Consider the following 16,179-nt stretch of genomic DNA (forward strand, 5'->3'; position numbering starts at 1 on the left):
AAAGCAATCGAAAATATAGAGTTCGCAGGTTCATTACATTTTTGTTGGATAACACAGTAAAGTGTGTTAATCTTATGTAGTATATGTTCTTAAATAAAACTGCAGAAATACGCATTAACCACAGCTTTTGCAGGGATATTCTTCAATAACATATACTAATAAGCTTTAAAAGCGTATTTATTTCTTTTTAGGAGGCACTATGAATAATCAAGGATTAGGTACAAAATGTGTACAGGCAGGCTATACTCCTGGGAATGGCGAACCTCGTCAGATTCCAATCATTCAGTCAACTACTTTTAAATATGATACCAGCGAGGACATGGGAAAGCTCTTTGACCTCGAAGCATCTGGATATTTTTATACAAGACTTCAGAACCCAACAAATGACCATGTAGCTGCAAAAATAGCTGCTTTGGAAGGCGGATGCGCAGCAATGCTCACATCTTCAGGTCAGGCCGCAAACTTTTTTGCGCTTTTCAACATCTGCGAATGTGGCAGCCATATTGTAGCTTCATCTTCAATCTATGGTGGAACATTCAATCTTATCGCTGTAACAATGGCAAAAATGGGCATCGAGGTTACTTTTGTTTCACCTGACAGCACAGATGAAGAACTTGACGCAGCATTTAAAGATAATACAAGAGCTGTATTTGGTGAAACTATCGCAAACCCTGCTCTTACTGTTCTAGATATCGAGAAATTTGCAAACGCAGCTCACAGACACGGTGTTCCACTCATTGTCGACAACACCTTCCCAACTCCTGTAAATTGCAGACCAATCGAATGGGGAGCTGACATTGTAACTCATTCAACTACTAAATACATGGATGGTCATGGTGCTGCTGTTGGCGGAGCTATTGTTGATTCAGGTAATTTTGACTGGATGGCTCACGCTGACAAATTCCCAGGTCTTACACAGCCTGACGATTCTTATCATGGCATTATTTATGCTGAGAAATTTGGAAAAGAAGGCGCATTCATTACAAAATGCACTTCACAGCTTATGCGTGACTTTGGATGCATTCAGTCTCCACAGAATGCCTTCCTTTTAAATCTTGGCTTGGAATCACTTCATGTACGTATGCCAAAGCACGTTGAAAATGGTCTTGCTGTTGCTAAATTCCTTCAGTCTCAGCCTCAGGTTGTTAAGGTAAATTACCCTGGTCTTGAAACTGACCCATATCACGAAATCGCCAAGAAATATATGCCAAACGGCGGCTGCGGCGTTGTTTCTTTTGAACTTAAGGGTGGAAGAAAAGCTGCAGAAAGTTTCATGAAAGAATTAAAGCTTGCAGCTATTGAAACTCATGTTGCTGATGCTCGCACATGCTGTCTGAACCCTGCAACATCAACTCATCGTCAGATGACTGATGAACAGCTTGAAGCTGCCGGAATTCCTGCCGGTCTCATCAGAATTTCCTGCGGTCTTGAAGATAAGGAAGATTTGATTGCAGATCTTGCAAACACACTGGCTACTATTCAATAATTGTGCATAAAATGGATAATTAGCTAGATTTATAATATGAATATTGCTAACATCATTCTCACGTCGAATGCGCTTGAATTTATGCAATATATTTAGATTGTATGATTTGTAAATCACTTAGCAAGGCATTTACAATCTCAATGATCTGTTTATACAGTAGCGTGCATTCATAGCTGAACATTTTTATGCAATAAAATTTGCAAGGCAATTTCCTCTCATTACAGAAAAAGTGCAACTCCACAGGATAAGTATAATCCTGCAGTGTTGCACTTTTTTATTTATATCCACCAAACTTATGCCTCATGTTTCAGTATGCCAAATAATCTGCTCCCCTGTCATCACATATATTAAGAAATAAGGTCTTTTACCACTTCAGAGGCTATGATAAGACCTGCAACAGAGGGAACAAATGAAACGCTTCCCGGAGTGCTTCTCCTTGCATGAAGTTGTGGTTCACTTTGTTCAACTTCTTTGCTCTTATCTATTACATCAAGCTTTTTTTCTTCTGAATCACTGTCTTTTGTCACATTCTTAGGTGAGTTTGGTTTTATCGGTATTTCCTCAGAATAGACCACCTTCAAGTCCTTAATTCCTCGTTTTTTCAGCTCGCGCCTCATTACCTTTGCCAGTGGATCCATGCTTGTCTTATATATATCTGTAATAACAAACTTTGTGGGATCTAATTTATTTCCAGCTCCCATAGCACTTATCACAGGAACGTTTTTTTCTTTTGCACGCATAATAATCTCAAGCTTTGCAGTAACCGTATCAACTGCATCTACAACATAGTCAAATTCCTCAAAAGGGAATTGATCAGCATTTTCCGGCAAAAAAAAGCACTGATAGGTGTTAACTTTAACCTCTGGATTGATATCAAGCATTCTTTCTTTCATAACATCAACCTTATATCTGCCAACAGATTTATGTGTTGCTATAATCTGTCTGTTTAAATTTGAAAGTGCAACTTTATCATCATCGCAGATGTCAAATTCTCCAATTCCAGAGCGCACCAGTGCTTCACAGACATATCCACCAACTCCGCCCACGCCAAAGATAGCAACTCTTTTATTGGCAAGAGTTTCAAGCGCCTCTGCTCCTAATAGTAATTCAGTTCTTGAAAACTGTCCTTCCATGCACATTCCTCATTTTCCTTTGCCAATGCTAGTGAGTCCGTTTAATATTAACTCGCTTTTCCACCACCATCCGGTCCGGGAATCCCATCTACGAATTTGTATTCTTTAAGAAAAAGCCCCATTGCAGGCGCAGTTGGTCCCGCTGCCGCTCTGTCTTTTTTCTCCAGCATTGTCTTAATATCTTCAGGAGCGCCTTTCCCCCTGCCAATCTGTAACAATGTTCCTGCAATAATTCGAACCATATTATACAGGAATCCATTACCTGTAACTGTAATGACAACCTCATCATTTTCACGAGTCACTTTCACATCTTTTATGGTTCTGACATGGCTTAATGCCTGCGATTCAGTATTGCAAAAGCTTGTAAAATCATGTTCTCCTACTAAAAATGCTGCCGCTTCGTTCATAGCATCAATATTAAGAGGCATACTGAAATGATATGAATAGAGCCGCTTAGTAGGTACACTCTGCTTGGTATTCAATACCCTGTATTCATATGTCTTTAAAGTATCACAATGTCTTGGATGAAATTCAGAAGAAACTTCTTTTGACTGAACAATGCAGATATCATCAGGAAGTTCATGATTAAGCGCAAAAGAAAATCTGTCCCCGGGAATTCTTGAACATGTGTCAAATACTGCCACATTACCATACGCATGCACACCGGCATCCGTTCTGCTGGCGCCAATCACATTCACTTCTTCTCCCGTCAGACGCATGATGGCCCGATTAAGCTCACCCTCTATCGTATTGGGGGTACTACTCTGAAGCGCCCAACCGCTATAACCGGTCCCATCATATGAAACTATAAGCATTATTCTTCTACTCTGCATAAAGAATTACCTATTACTATAACAACTCTATGATATCTTGAATGGATCATTAAAGATATCAGCAAACAAGCAACAAGCTAATTAAAGTCGATTTACGTCGACGACTTGCTTGCCTCATGAATCGTGTTCCCACTAAAACCGCATTAACTGCGTATTTCTGTAATATCAAAAATACATATATTGCAATTTGGCTTTAGAATAAAATCCTTCCACAAATAATTACTAAAGCTAAATACACAATGATAACAAGATAAGCTATCCTATCAATATTTGAATAAATAAGCGGCTTCATCTTGGTTCTGCCTTCTCCGCCTCTGTAACATCTTGCTTCCATCGCCATAGCAAGATCATTAGCCCTTCTAAACGCTGATATAAACAACGGTACAAGAAGAGGCACAAGACTCTTTGCCCTTGTAATAAGTGAACCGCTCTCAAAATCAGCTCCTCTTGCCATCTGAGCTTTCATGATCTTATCAGTTTCTTCCATAAGGATTGGTATAAACCTAAGCGCGATAGACATCATCATTGCAATTTCATGAACCGGAACTTTAAATAGTTTAAGTGGTCTGAGCAGCCTTTCCAAACCATCTGTAAGATTGTTTGGCGTAGTTGTCAAAGTCATAAGAGAAGACCCAGTGATCAGGAAAATCAGTCTTATCGCCATCATTGATGCCATTTTTACACCTTCATAGGTTATGGTAAACTTCCAAAAGCTTACAAGTTCTTTTCCCGGAGTCAGGAAAAGATTGAATATCATCGTTATAACAAGCAAGAAGAAGATGGTCTTCATTCCTCTGAAAATAAACTTAGGCGGCACATTAGACAGCGCAATACACATTATCAGAAAAAGAGCCGCAATTATGTATCCTATAATATTATTTGCAACAAATAGCGATATGATGAACATAAATGTAGCAACAAGCTTCACCCTCGGGTCAAGCTTGTGCACTACTGATTCAGTTCTATAATATTGTCCAAGTGTAATATCTCTTAGCATTTTCCAAACGCCTTCAGTATCTCATTTTTTGCATCTTCCAAAGTTGTGACATCGCTGTCTACTGGAAAGCCTGCCTGCTTAAGTTCCTGCATAATATATGTAACCTGCGGTGCAGCAAGTCCAATCTGTTCAAGTTCCTTATAATGTCTGAAAACCTCTTTGGGTTCATCATCAAAAGCAACTCTTCCTTTATTCATAACAATAATTCTCTGAACATAATTAGCAACATCTTCCATGCTATGACTTACAAGAATTATTGTAATTCCCATTTCTTTATGAAGCTTAGAAATAAGGTTTAGTATATCTTCCCTTCCCTTAGGATCAAGTCCTGCTGTAGGCTCATCAAGAATAAGCACTTCTGGTTTCATCGCTAAGACACCGGCAATAGCAACTCTTCTTTTTTGGCCTCCGGAAAGATCAAAGGGAGACTGATAAAAATACTCATCGTCAAAACCAACCTGTTTGAGAGCTTCATATGCTCTAAGTTCAACTTCTTTTTGTGGAAGTCCCAGATTCTTAGGGCCAAAACATACGTCTTTAAAGCAATCCGTTTCAAATAACTGATGCTCCGGATACTGAAAAACAAGACCAACCTTCGCTCTCAAGGCTTTTCTGTCATAATCAGCATCATGAATATCTTTACCATCATAAAAAACGCTTCCGCTTGTAGGCTTCTCAAGACCGTTCATATGCTGAATGAGCGTAGATTTTCCAGAACCTGTATGTCCAATGAGTCCAACAAACTGACCATTTGGAATGTTGAGACACACATCAATAAGCGCAGGATGCGCCATTGCAGTATCTTCATCGTATATGTAGTTAACATGATCTAATATTATGGACATTTAATTATCTCCATATAATGAAAAATCTTTGTTTTCTATATTTTTCAAATATTTTTATATAAAAATGCACCTGGCATGCGAATTTTCCTCAGTTCAGCATCACCAAAATATTTGAACTTTATTTCAGACGTTTCAATTCGTTGATTAGTTCTTCCCTAGATAGTATTCCTTCTGGCAATGGTAACCCTGCATTTCTAAGTTCATGTGCCAAAAGAGTTACCTGTGGAACACCAAGACGCAGTTCTTTTAACTTATCGACCTGTGAAAAGATTTCTCTGGGTGTACCCGACATCTCAACATGCCCTTTATCCATTACAAACACCTTATCTGCATATATAACCTCTTCCATATAATGCGTTATAAGAATAATTGTAATGTTCTCAACTTCATTTAATGCCCTGGCAGCTCTTATAACTTCTTTTCGGCCGTTTGGATCAAGCATGGCAGTAGGTTCATCAAATATGATGCATTTAGGATGCATAGCTATGACACCAGCGATTGAAACTCGCTGTTTTTGTCCACCTGACAGATGGTTAGGAGAAGCTTTTCTAAACTGTAGCATTCCAACTGTTTTAAGACTCTCCTCAACTCTTTCCCATATTTCTTCAGTAGGGATTCCCATATTCTCTGGTCCGAATCCCACATCCTCTTCAACTACCTGACCTATTATCTGGTTATCAGGATTCTGGAATACCATACCAGCCTTCTGACGAATTTCCCAAATATTCTTGTCCTCTTCCGTATTAAGACCGTCAATAAAGACTTCACCCTCAGTTGGGTATAAAAGCGCATTAAAATGCTTAGCAAGGGTTGATTTACCTGAACCATTATGTCCTAAAATTGCGATGAACTGGCCGGGCTCAACAGATAGATTCACCCCATCCACCGCTCTGGTAATACCTTCTACGTTGCCTTCATCATCACGGCGTATATATTCAAATACAAGATTTTTGGTACGAATCATAATTTTCGCTTCTTTTCATTTGCTCGTTTGCGTCTTTATTGTCTAATAACAAATACAATCAGTCAAAGCCGACGCCTATTCATAAAATCAATAAATTACGCAACCATTTTTTCACTGCACCATTTTACTAGAGTTTTTAAGCAAATACAAGTTATTAGTGGTAATATAGATATGTTATAAAAATAATAATGGGACAGAATGATACAATGAATAAATATATTAAGGATATTATTTTATTATTCGGAATAATAATAGTATGTGGATTCGTTGCCAGATTCATGGCAAGAGGTGAAACGTTGGCTGAATACGATGCTAAAAATCATAAAGAAAAAGTAATTTCCGAGGCTGATTCATCAACTACTGCAAACAGTTCATGTGTTGAATCATCTACTGAGACTGGCAGTGATACTGTCGTCTCCAATGATTCCTCTGATACTTTAACAACATCTTCGCAAGCCAGCATTGGTACAAATAACTCAATCACTAATAATGAGAATTCCAACACTAATTTAGCATCAAATAACAGCTCTTCTATTTCATCAGAAGAAAAAACTATTTATTCAGATGGTTTTTACTACTCTCCTCTTACAGAACAGATTATAGCTAGAATAACAGGTGTCTCTTATAAAGAGAATAATAATATCAGTCTTGATGAACTTAGTTACTGCTCACTTCTATATAATGATTTTTATGGAGAGACACAGACCGGCGAACTCATATGTAATTCATCAATCGCACAGGATGTTATAGAAATATTTTATGAACTATATGAGGGCGGATATCAGATAGAGAGCATCAAACTCATAGACGAATTCAATGCTGATGACGAATTATCTATGGAGGCAAATAACACTTCATGCTTTAATTACAGAGAAGTTGCAGGTACAAAAAAGCTTTCAAAACATGCCTACGGACTTGCAATAGACATAAACCCTTTCTACAACCCTTATATCACATATAAAAAAGATGGTACACATAATATTGCTCCTGCAGGAAGTGATGCTTACGCTGACAGAACATCATCTTTTCCTTATAAGATTGACGAAAATGATCTTGCTTACAAACTCTTCAAAGCTCATGGCTTTAAATGGGGTGGTGATTGGAACTCTTCTAAAGATTATCAACACTTTGAACGGTAGAAAAACCATAATAGAGTTTTAATTTTCAACAAAAAAGAGATGGCCCCATAAAAGGACTATCTCTTATTTATTACTCAGCTTACAAATTAAACAAGCTCAAGTACAACCATCATAGCTGCATCGCCTTTTCTCTGACCAATCTTGATCATTCTTGTGTATCCACCCTTGCGATCTGCATACTTAGGGCCATACTCATCGAAAAGCTTAGCTACAAGATCAACATTCTTTGTGTTTTTCTTTCTTCCAGCGTTCTCTGTAGGAACTTCAACTACTGGGTAAAGAGTCTTAAGCAGCTGTCTTCTTGCATGCATACGTGAAGGCATATCCTTCTTGATTTCCTTCTTTACAGTTGTGAACTTTGTAACCTTCTTACCGTCAACAACTTCCTTTACTCTTCTGCCATCTTTATCCTTCTCAGGAACCTTAGCTTCAACAGTAACTGTCTCGAAGTTGTCCTTTTCCTTTGCAGCAAGTGTGATCATAGGCTCTACGATCTTCTTGATTTCCTTTGCTCTTGCTTCTGTTGTAACAATCTTTCCATTGTAAAGAAGTGCTGTTACCTGGTTACGAAGAAGTGCTCTTCTAGGTTTTGTTGCTTTTCCAAGCTTTCTGTACATTGCCATGATTATAATTCCTTTCTCATTTGCAGGATTCCTCCTGCATTGGTACATCACAAAATGCGCTTTGGTCTTATTCTTATGATGCTTGTTATTGTTACCATGGTGCATAATTGCACCATCCATTATGAGAATCCGCTTCAGTACACTTTGGATTTACCTTCAGCGAATATCATTTATAGATAAATCTTTAAATTACTGCTCGCTGTCCTGTCTAAGAGAAAGTCCAAGCTCATCAAGCTTAGCAAGAACTTCTTCTAAAGACTTGCGACCAAGATTACGTACTTTCATCATATCATCAGAAGTTTTATTTGCAAGCTCCTGAACGGTATTGATACCAGCTCTCTTAAGGCAATTGAATGAACGAACTGAAAGTTCAAGTTCATCAATAGACATCTCGAGAACCTTGCCCTTCTCGTCATCTTCCTTCTCTACCATAACCTCAGCGGTCTTAGCATTTTCAGAAAGATCAATGAAAAGGCTCAAATGCTCACTAAGTACCTTTGCTGCAAGGCTTACAGCCTCATCTGGAGCAAGTGTACCATCTGTATGAACATCAAGTGTTAATTTATCAAAATCAGTAACCTGACCTACACGAGTATTCTCTACAGTTATATTTACTCTTTCTACAGGTGTATAAATAGAATCGATTGCGATCACGCCAATTGGAAGATCGCCGCCTTTGTTCTTATCAGAGCTAACATAACCTCTTCCCTTTGTGATAGTAAGCTCCATGTAAAGCTTAGCATCTTTGCCGGAAAGTGTAGCGATAACCTGATCAGGATTCATGATCTCTATATCCTGGTCTACCTGAATATCAGATGCTCTAACAACACCCTCACCATTGAATTCAATATATGCAACCTTTGGCTCGTTTGTGTCAGAAGAATTCTTAATTGAAAGATTCTTGATATTCATGATAATTTCAGTTACATCTTCCTTTACACCAGGAATAGAACTGAATTCATGCAGTACGCCTTCGATTTTGACCTGACTTACTGCTGCACCAGGTAAAGAAGAGAGCATAATCCTACGAAGGGAATTGCCCAGTGTAATACCGTAACCTCTCTCAAGAGGCTCTACTACGAATTTACCATACTTCTTATCATCTGAGATTTCAGCAACTTCAATATTTGGTCTTTCAAAATCAAACACTGATATACCCTCCTTATGTGGTTTGTCAACAAGTTATATATCAAGTTTCCATTGTCATAAATCAACAAAGTTGATTTATGACTTTGAAAACCTATATTAATTATATTACTTTGAATACAACTCGACTATAAGCATTTCGTCAACTGGTACATCAATTGCTTCTCTTGAAGGAAGCTCCTTAACAGTACCCTGAAGATTGTCCTTGTTAACATCAATCCACTCAGGAACAAGTCTGCTAGCAGTGATCTCAGCAATATCCTTAAATCTCTGGATATTCTTAGCTGCTTCTTTAACTTCAATAACATCCCCAGCCTTGATACGGTATGAAGGAACGTTAATCATCTTGCCATTTACAAGAATAAACTTGTGAAGAACTACCTGTCTAGCTTCTCTTCTTGTTCTAGCAAATCCCATTCTGAATACTACATTATCAAGTCTAGACTCAAGAATTGTCATAAGGTTTGTACCTGTCTGACCCTTCATTCTGTCAGCGATATCATAGTAGTTTCTGAAAGGCTTCTCAAGAACGCCATAGATGAACTTTGCCTTCTGTTTCTCACGAAGCTGAAGTCCGTACTCGCTCATCTTCTTACCAGCTCTTGCTGATGTTCTCTTTGACTTCTTGTCATATCCAAGGAAAGTTGGATCTAAATCAAGTGATCTGCATCTCTTTAATACTGGAACTCTGTTTACTGCCATTTTGGCTCCTTTCTTTTACTCAGAATTACTATACGATTCTGATGTTGTTTACAATGTTCTGCTAACTTTATGTTAGCGATTTCACCTTCGTCCAACGAGTTTACATAGAATAAAAAATTTATTAGCACATGTAACTACATTGTTTGAGCAACGATTATACTCTACGACGCTTAGGTGGGCGGCATCCGTTATGTGGTACAGGTGTTACGTCTGTGATAGATGTAACTGTAAGACCGCTTGCAGCAAGAGCTCTGATTGCAGCTTCTCTTCCTGATCCTGGTCCCTTAACGAATACATCAACAGTCTTAAGGCCATGAATAAGAGCAGCCTTAGTTGCTGTCTCTGCAGCTACCTGTGCAGCATAAGGAGTAGATTTCCTTGAACCCTTAAATCCCAGACCGCCAGCACTTGCCCAGCTAAGAGCGTTACCTGCAGCATCAGTCAATGTAACGATTGTGTTGTTGAATGATGACTGGATATGTGCCTGTCCGTGTTCAACGTTTTTCTTGACACGCTTCTTTGCAGCTGCCTTCTTTGCAGCTGAAGATGATTTCTGATTTGCCATTTTAAACTAACCTACTTTCTTCCTATAAAATACTTGTTAAATGTTTCTTCGAACCTGCCATGCACGGGTTCTAAAATATTATACAAAAGCTTTGGAAAGAATTATTTCTTCTTATTAGCGATTGTTCTCTTTGGTCCTTTTCTTGTTCTTGCATTTGTCTTAGTTCTCTGACCACGGCAAGGAAGTCCTCTTCTATGACGCATTCCTCTGAAGCATCCGATCTCAGTGAGTCTCTTGATGTTCATAGCAACTTCTCTTCTGAGGTCACCTTCTACTTCGTAGTCGTTACCGATAATCTCGGCGATTTTCTTTACTTCATCATCTGTAAGATCACGAACACGTGTGTCCGGATTTACTTTTGCTGCTTCGAGAATCTTGTTTGAGCTTGTTCTACCAATTCCGTAGATGTATGTCAAACCAATCTCTACTCGCTTATCTCTAGGTAAATCTACACCTGCAATACGAGCCATTTTAATTCCTCCATAAAATAAAAAAATAAACTATATGAGAAGTTTTACTCCTCTTGCTCTAGAATACTTATGTAGAGCTGTTACTTGTTTGATTGGGGCAACCATTACGCCCAATCGGACAGTATTTAATCCGATCTTTCCAATACACATTGGTATCAAAAAGTAATCCGAAAACGGCTCGAATTAACCCTGTCTCTGTTTGTGTTTAGGGTTGTCACAGATTACTCTGATAACGCCCTTTCTCTTAATAACCTTGCACTTTTCGCACATAGGCTTAACAGAAGACCTAACTTTCATTGTTACTCCTTTCCTGCATGGTAAAAACAGCATAATGCCTAAAGAAGGGCAAACTATCCCCTCTTCTAAAAAGACCATTTATCATATTAGCACTTTGTTTGTTATTAATCAACTACTTTTTAACATTTTTTCACAAAATATTTTTAAATTAGTTTGTATGCTCATTAATTAAAATCAGAAACCCGCAGTAAATGCGGGCTTCTGCATTCTTATTTTAGATATATTTCTTTATATCACTGTTTGGCTGTTTCTGGGGAGGTAGAATATTTTTTCCCCTGGCATGATGGCAGAAACTGAGAACTGAACATTCTCAAATGCTGCGCAAAATCTCTATCCGACTTATTAAAATAGTCATAGTTAACAGGATTGGTATCATCCCAAGTAAGATCAACATTATAATAATCTTTCCCAATTTTAACCATGTTCCAGCCATGCAGACCGCCACCTGAAGCTGATCCGCCCCATCCTGCAACAAAATACGTTGGCACGCCAGCCTTTTGCATTATATATTGGAATGCTTTTGAATAGCCTGCGCAAACCGTATCATTACCAACTATTGCGCTATATGCACTTTGATCCATTGTCCCACTTGAATAGTTCAGCTTATTAGCAAGATAATTGTGTATAAAAACTTCCTTTTCATATTCAGTATTCAGCTCACGCGCCTGCGAAGCAATGCTTTCTGCCACGCTTTCAAAATCCATTTTAGCCGATGTGATATCCTGCAATTCATCTGTATAATAGGAAAGTTCAACCTTTACGACATTTCCATTATAATCATATTCCGTATACATCTTATTATTTAACCAGAATAATTCCGGATGATCGAATGAAACACTTAAAAATGCATTATACCACTCATCTGAATTAACATTTGTATATATTGGAATAAAGGTTGTTTTTAAATCAATCGCACTGGAATAAATCTGTTTATATATGTCTTTCCCCTTATCATCAAGCATGTAATAATATGGATAATACTCCTTGTCAAAAGAAATATCTTTTCCCGGGCTCCCCATGCTTGTATTCTTGATAGCTTCCTGTAATTGTCCTGCATCCTCCAGTTTTATCACATTTCTCTCTGTCAACACATAATCATTATACGCATCTTCCTGATACCCCATTTCATCATTTGGGGTTAATGTGGAAAGAGCTTTCTCAGCAAGATTCTGTGTTAGACCATTTGTATTCCATACTGAAGCATATTCTTGAAATGTTTTCTGTATCTGAACAATATCATCCTGCTCTTCAGAAGAATCTAATTCATTAACTTCCAGCTCATTCTCAGATGAAATCATATCTTCAATTTGTGATGTATCAGAAGTAGAGGATTCATTTACTGAATTGGTATTACTTGTTTCATTTCCCTCTTCATCTTCTTTTTGTGATTCAATATAAACTTGTAATATTTTGGAAGTTTCAGATGCTCCCGCCGCAACATCGGGACTCAGACCACAGAGTACGATAAAACCGCACAAAATAACGACAATTGTAAGAATAAATACCAATAATGTTCCTAATAATTTCTTCATAGCGATTCCTTCCTTGTCCTACGCACATGAATCTTTATCAGTATATCGGCATGTTTTCATTAATAAATAAGGCGACTGAAACAATAAGAAATAGGGCGTATTTCAATGGTGCTCTCCATAAATGGCGCATCCAAGCCGTTTTTCCATTATCATTATTTCAGTCACCAATTTTAAAATTTTAAAGAAATTTGTTTAAAAGATATATAAAGATTTATTGATAATCATGATGCATTTCTATTATTAAAGCTGACACCACGATTGATATCTCCCTGATGATTAACTCCAAAATTATAATCATTTCCAGGAAGTATAGCATTTAATGTCACTCCAAGAAGTGCTGCAATAGCAAGTGAAGTAAGAGTTACAGTTGTACCAAATACTGTAAATGTAATACCATTCGAAAATCCCAATCCTGAAACAAGTATAACCGCTGCAACGATGAGATTTCTTGATTTAGTAAAGTCAACCTTATTTTCTACGACATTTCTTACACCAATGGCTGAAATCATACCATATAATACAAAACTGATACCGCCAATAATAGCTGTTGGCATTGTACCGATTACATCAGCAATCTTAGGAATAAAGCTTACTACAACAGCATAAACCGCCGCAATTCTAACAACCTTTGGATCATATACCTTTGAAAGCTCTAAAACTCCAGTATTTTCACCATATGTTGTATTTGCAGGTCCACCGAACATTCCAGCAAATGCAGTTGCAAGTCCATCTCCAAGCAGAGTCCTGTGTAGTCCGGGCTCTTCAATGAAATTCAATCCTGTTGTCGCTGATATAGCAGAAATATCTCCAATATGTTCCATCATAGTTGCTATAGCAATCGGTGCCATAACAAGAATCGCTGTAATATCAAATTTTGCAATTATAAATGGAGGAAGTCCTACCCAACTAGCTTCACTGATAGGTGCAAAATTTATAATTGCGCTACCATCAGCATTTGTAAATCCCATCGCCTGCATGATCAAAGCAACTACATAAGAAATTACTACTCCCATCAGGATTGGAATAATATTAAACATTCCTTTTCCCCATATGTTAAAAGCAATTACAACTGCAAGAGCAACAATTGCAAGAAACCAGTTGGCAGATGCATTACTTACTGCAGAAGGTGCAAGTGATAAACCTATGCAAATGATAATCGGTCCAGTAACAACCGGAGGAAGGAAATGCATTACTTTCTTTACTCCTACAAGTTTGATGATCAAAGCAAGAACGAGGTAAAGAAGTCCTGCTACAACAATACCACCACAAGCGTATGGCAGCTTTTCGCCAAACGACATATTTGCGTATTTACCTGTATCTAACTGTGCTACAGTAGCAAAGCCTCCCAAAAATGCAAAAGATGAACCTAAAAATGCAGGAACTTTAAACTTTGAGCACAAATGAAATAATAATGTACCTATACCTGCAAAGAATAATGTAACTTGTACAGACAATCCTTCACCATTAAAATAACCATTAACAAGAATCGGAACTAAAATCGTAGCTCCAAACATTGCAAACATGTGCTGCAAGCCTAGTACCATCATTTTAGGCTTCCCCAATGTTGTTGCATCATAAATAGCTTTCCTTTTTTCTCCCATTTCTTACCTCCCTGATAATTATAAAATCTTTTAATATAAAAATAACCCATAAGCACATGATAAACATCATGTACTTATGGGCATATAACTAATTATTTATCTCTCCAGATGATTCTTCCCTTAGTAAGATCATATGGTGACAACTCCAATGTAACTTTATCGCCAGGTAAAATTCTAATAAAGTTCTGACGAAGTTTTCCACTAATATGAGCTAAAACAACATGTCCATTTTCAAGTTCAACCTGGAACATTGTGTTCGGAAGTTTCTCAATTACTTTTCCTTCAATTTCAATTACATCAGCCTTTGACATTCTTATCCTCCTTGTTCAAGACCATTCTAAAGTTAATATCTCTGGTTCGCCATCTGTAATGGCGATAGTATTCTCATAATGTGCAGCAAGTGAACCATCCATAGTAACAACAGTCCAATCATCATCTAACCAACAAATCTTGCGATTCCCCATGGTTATCATAGGTTCTACACATATTGTCATATTTTTTTGAAGCTTGACACCACGTCTTAACTGCCTGTAATTAGGCACCATAGGATCTTCATGCAAATGAGTTCCTATTCCATGACCTGTAAGCTCTCTTACAATACCATATCCATGAGGAGTAATATAATCATCAATTGCTCTGGATATATCATGTAGCCTGTTTCCAACCCTAGCCTTCTTTATACCTTCAAAAAAGCTTTCTCTGGTAACATCTATGAGCTTTTGAGCTTCTTCGCTTATTTTTCCAACACCCCAAGTTCGAGCAGCATCAGAATGATAGCCCTTATATATGAGTCCTGTATCAAAAGTAACAATATCACCTTCCTGCAGGATCCTATCAGCACTTGGTATTCCATGAACAACTTCATCATTCACAGAAATACACACAGAAGCAGGAAACCCTTCGTAATTTTTACAATTGGGAATCCCCCCCAGAGCTCTTATGGTCTTTTCACCAATCTCATCCAACTCAAGGGTAGATACCCCCGGGCAGACAGCTGCTTTTAGTTCTTCATGAACCTTAGCCAAAAGATGTCCAGACTTTCTCATAAGATCTATTTCTTCATCTGTTTTAATAATAATAGCCATATATAACTAAACCAATAAATATCATCCAAGAATGCTAACGATATCGTTAAACACTTCCTGCATGTCCTTTGTACCATCTACTGTTTTCAAAATCTGTTTGTTTGTGTAATAATCGATAAGTGGCTGTGTCTGTTCATGATATACTGACAATCTGTTTTGAACAGTTTCAGGCTTATCATCTTCTCTCTGAACAAGTTCAGATCCACAGTTATCACAAATGCCTTCTTTCTTAGGTGGAATATGCTCAATATGATAAGTTGCGCCACACTTAAGGCAAGCACGTCTTCCTGACATTCTTCTAACGATATTCTCATCCGGAACATCTACATTGATCGCAAAATCAACCTTATCGCCAAGCTTTGTAAGTTCCTTATCCAAAACATCAGCCTGAGGAATAGTTCTTGGAAATCCATCAAGAACATATCCATCTTTGCAATCATCCTGAGCTACTCTGTCCAACAGAATTTCAACTGTTAATTCATCAGGAACAAGTAATCCCTTGTCCATATATTCCTTAGCTTTTAAACCAAGCTCAGTTCCGTTCTTCATGTTAGCTCTAAAAATATCACCGGTAGAAATATGCGGAATCTTATATTTATCCGCGATCATTTTTGCCTGCGTTCCCTTACCTGCGCCAGGCGCACCCAACATAATAATTTTCATAATTAAATTTAGTCCCCTTCAACAAAGTTTTTTAATGCAAATCCCATTATAAAACAAGAAAGAAGAGGCTGCAAGACTCACAAATTGTGAGTCTTGTG

The 16,179-nt window shown here is 37.8% G+C and carries 18 protein-coding genes; 2 read left to right on the forward strand and 16 right to left on the reverse strand.

Features of this window, described 5'->3' with window-relative positions:
• The first annotated feature begins 199 nt into the window (after positions 1–199).
• On the forward strand, positions 200–1,486 hold the full coding sequence (locus BM086_RS05935) for an O-acetylhomoserine aminocarboxypropyltransferase/cysteine synthase family protein (protein ID WP_092324823.1): 1,287 nt from the start codon (positions 200–202) through the stop codon (positions 1,484–1,486).
• Positions 1,487–1,833: 347 nt separating this feature from the next.
• Here the strand turns inward: BM086_RS05935 and BM086_RS05940 are convergent, their stop codons facing one another.
• The 5 genes from BM086_RS05940 to BM086_RS05960 all read right to left on the reverse strand — a co-directional run bounded on the left by BM086_RS05940 (position 1,834) and on the right by BM086_RS05960 (position 6,258).
• Positions 1,834–2,619, reverse strand: coding sequence for a tRNA threonylcarbamoyladenosine dehydratase (locus BM086_RS05940; RefSeq protein ID WP_092324825.1), 786 nt, complete (start codon positions 2,617–2,619; stop codon positions 1,834–1,836).
• A gap of 47 nt (positions 2,620–2,666) precedes the next feature.
• Positions 2,667–3,452 (reverse strand): tRNA pseudouridine(38-40) synthase TruA, encoded by a 786-nt coding sequence (gene truA / locus BM086_RS05945; protein ID WP_092324827.1) that lies wholly within the window; start codon positions 3,450–3,452, stop codon positions 2,667–2,669.
• Between the two features lie 193 nt (positions 3,453–3,645).
• Positions 3,646–4,449, reverse strand: coding sequence for an energy-coupling factor transporter transmembrane component T family protein (locus tag BM086_RS05950; RefSeq protein WP_092324829.1), 804 nt, complete (start codon positions 4,447–4,449; stop codon positions 3,646–3,648).
• On the reverse strand, positions 4,443–5,294 hold the full coding sequence (locus BM086_RS05955) for an energy-coupling factor transporter ATPase (protein WP_092324831.1): 852 nt from the start codon (positions 5,292–5,294) through the stop codon (positions 4,443–4,445). Before BM086_RS05955 ends, BM086_RS05950 begins: the two co-directional genes overlap by 7 nt.
• Positions 5,295–5,412: 118 nt before the next feature.
• Positions 5,413–6,258: an energy-coupling factor transporter ATPase gene (locus BM086_RS05960; RefSeq protein WP_092324833.1), complete on the reverse strand. Its 846-nt coding sequence runs from the start codon at positions 6,256–6,258 to the stop codon at positions 5,413–5,415.
• Positions 6,259–6,464: 206 nt separating this feature from the next.
• Between BM086_RS05960 and BM086_RS05965 the strand changes: the two genes are divergently transcribed.
• The gene (locus BM086_RS05965; RefSeq protein WP_092325169.1) at positions 6,465–7,397 is read left to right on the forward strand and encodes a M15 family metallopeptidase; all 933 of its coding nucleotides are present in this window, start codon (positions 6,465–6,467) and stop codon (positions 7,395–7,397) included.
• A gap of 86 nt (positions 7,398–7,483) precedes the next feature.
• Here the strand turns inward: BM086_RS05965 and BM086_RS05970 are convergent, their stop codons facing one another.
• From BM086_RS05970 to BM086_RS06020, 11 genes are all read right to left on the reverse strand, one after another.
• The gene (locus BM086_RS05970) at positions 7,484–8,020 is read right to left on the reverse strand and encodes a bL17 family ribosomal protein (RefSeq protein ID WP_092325171.1); all 537 of its coding nucleotides are present in this window, start codon (positions 8,018–8,020) and stop codon (positions 7,484–7,486) included.
• A 189-nt stretch (positions 8,021–8,209) separates the two neighbouring features.
• Positions 8,210–9,169: a DNA-directed RNA polymerase subunit alpha gene (locus BM086_RS05975; protein WP_092324835.1), complete on the reverse strand. Its 960-nt coding sequence runs from the start codon at positions 9,167–9,169 to the stop codon at positions 8,210–8,212.
• A gap of 105 nt (positions 9,170–9,274) precedes the next feature.
• Entirely contained in the window at positions 9,275–9,868 is a 594-nt protein-coding gene (gene rpsD / locus BM086_RS05980) for a 30S ribosomal protein S4 (protein ID WP_092324837.1), read from the reverse strand.
• A 154-nt stretch (positions 9,869–10,022) separates the two neighbouring features.
• The gene (gene rpsK, locus BM086_RS05985; RefSeq protein ID WP_022778109.1) at positions 10,023–10,433 is read right to left on the reverse strand and encodes a 30S ribosomal protein S11; all 411 of its coding nucleotides are present in this window, start codon (positions 10,431–10,433) and stop codon (positions 10,023–10,025) included.
• 101 nt (positions 10,434–10,534) lie between these two features.
• Positions 10,535–10,903 carry a 30S ribosomal protein S13 gene (rpsM, locus tag BM086_RS05990; RefSeq protein ID WP_092324839.1) on the reverse strand — a complete coding sequence of 123 codons (369 nt, stop codon included), beginning with the start codon at positions 10,901–10,903 and terminating at the stop codon, positions 10,535–10,537.
• 183 nt (positions 10,904–11,086) lie between these two features.
• Positions 11,087–11,200: a 50S ribosomal protein L36 gene (gene rpmJ, locus BM086_RS05995; RefSeq protein WP_013280022.1), complete on the reverse strand. Its 114-nt coding sequence runs from the start codon at positions 11,198–11,200 to the stop codon at positions 11,087–11,089.
• Positions 11,201–11,433: 233 nt separating this feature from the next.
• Positions 11,434–12,732, reverse strand: coding sequence for a transglutaminase domain-containing protein (locus BM086_RS06000; protein WP_092324841.1), 1,299 nt, complete (start codon positions 12,730–12,732; stop codon positions 11,434–11,436).
• A 221-nt stretch (positions 12,733–12,953) separates the two neighbouring features.
• Entirely contained in the window at positions 12,954–14,333 is a 1,380-nt protein-coding gene (locus BM086_RS06005) for a uracil-xanthine permease family protein (protein ID WP_092324843.1), read from the reverse strand.
• Positions 14,334–14,425: 92 nt separating this feature from the next.
• Entirely contained in the window at positions 14,426–14,644 is a 219-nt protein-coding gene (gene infA, locus BM086_RS06010; RefSeq protein ID WP_013280019.1) for a translation initiation factor IF-1, read from the reverse strand.
• Positions 14,645–14,659: 15 nt separating this feature from the next.
• On the reverse strand, positions 14,660–15,418 hold the full coding sequence (gene map, locus BM086_RS06015; RefSeq protein ID WP_092324845.1) for a type I methionyl aminopeptidase: 759 nt from the start codon (positions 15,416–15,418) through the stop codon (positions 14,660–14,662).
• Positions 15,419–15,439: 21 nt separating this feature from the next.
• The gene (locus BM086_RS06020; protein ID WP_092324847.1) at positions 15,440–16,081 is read right to left on the reverse strand and encodes an adenylate kinase; all 642 of its coding nucleotides are present in this window, start codon (positions 16,079–16,081) and stop codon (positions 15,440–15,442) included.
• Positions 16,082–16,179 lie beyond the last annotated feature (98 nt).

Origin of the sequence: Butyrivibrio sp. YAB3001, assembly GCF_900112195.1 — a bacterium.
Classification (GTDB): Bacteria; Bacillota; Clostridia; order Lachnospirales; family Lachnospiraceae; genus Butyrivibrio.